The organism is Hominiventricola sp. (genome assembly GCF_057604405.1).
The window spans coordinates 1-1,122 of record NZ_DBLYVB010000106.1; the positions used below are offsets into that span (position 1 = coordinate 1).

2 protein-coding genes are annotated in these 1,122 nt (G+C 46.1%); both read right to left on the bottom strand.

Translation table 11 applies throughout. From position 1 onward, the window contains the following. Positions 1-851: phosphoenolpyruvate-utilizing N-terminal domain-containing protein (locus ACZMB2_RS14375; RefSeq protein ID WP_487597222.1), on the bottom strand; the 851-nt coding region annotated here is incomplete at its 3' end. Between the two features lie 4 nt (positions 852-855). Beyond that, the gene (locus tag ACZMB2_RS14380; RefSeq protein WP_008368491.1) at positions 856-1,119 is read right to left on the bottom strand and encodes an HPr family phosphocarrier protein; all 264 of its coding nucleotides are present in this window, start codon (positions 1,117-1,119) and stop codon (positions 856-858) included. Between the last annotated feature and the right edge of the window lie 3 nt (positions 1,120-1,122).

Sequence of the window (1,122 nt, forward strand, 5' to 3'; positions counted from 1 at the left end):
AGTACGGCGCCCACATCGGAAAGATTACCGATATTCGCATAGACATTGATCTTCTGTCCGGAAAGGGTGACATTCTCTTTGCCCTTCAGTTCTTCCAGAAGTGTTTTCTGTCTGCGGTCTTCTTCGCGCTTTTCAGTCATGGCCTTCATGGTCTCTTCATCCGGATCAATGTAGATGGTCCCGGTAAAGCCGTCGATGGCTGCCATATGTCCGTCATATTCTTTTGCAAGCCCTTCTCCCAGACCAATAACGGCCGGGATGTTCATGGTCCTTGCAAGGATTGCCGTATGGGAATTTGCTGATCCGTACATGGTTGCAAATGCAAGCACTTTGGACTTGTCGAGCTGAACAGTCTCACTCGGTACCAGATCATCTGCTGCCACGATCACCGGTTCATCTGCCACAACACCGCTTTCCCCGGCATCCGAAAGGATACCGAGAAGTCGGTCCGATACATCTTTTACATCGGCCGCACGTCCCTGCATGTAAGCATCATCCATAGATGCAAACATCTGGGAGAAGTTATCTCCTGTTGTCGCAACAGCATACTCTGCGTTGACTTCCTGGGTGGTAATAATATTCTTAATCGAATCCACATAATCCAGATCCATCAGCATCATCTGATGTACTTCAAAAATTGCCGCATTGGCTTCTCCTACATCTTCCATTGCCTTGTCATACAACTCACCGAGCTGTGCGATCGCAGTCTCCTGGGCATCCTCAAAACGTGCCGCCTCTGCTTCGGTATCCTCTACATGATACCGTCTTACCTGCTTTTCCTGTCTTTTATAGAAAGCAATCTTCCCGATGGCTACGCCACCAAAAACACTTTTACCACTTAGTGTAATCATAATCCTACAGATTCTCCTCTAATACTTTCTGGATTTCGGCGATTGCGTCTTCTTCGTCTTCGCCTTCAGCTGTGATGATAACCTCATTTCCTTTTTTTACGCCAAGACTCATAACTGCCATAATGCTCTTTGCATTGACTTCACGTGTATCTCCTGCTTTTTTGATCTTAATATCTGAAGTTTTTTTCGCAATTGCTTTTACCAGAATTCCTGCCGGTCTTGCGTGGATTCCCTGTGCATCTGTTACTACATACTTAAATTCTTTCATGAT

What these genes read in the sequence shown, in the direction of transcription:
- ACZMB2_RS14380 (WP_008368491.1), bottom strand. Translation starts at nt 1,119, where the DNA reads ATGAAAGAATTTAAGTATGTAGTAACAGATGCACAGGGAATCCACGCA.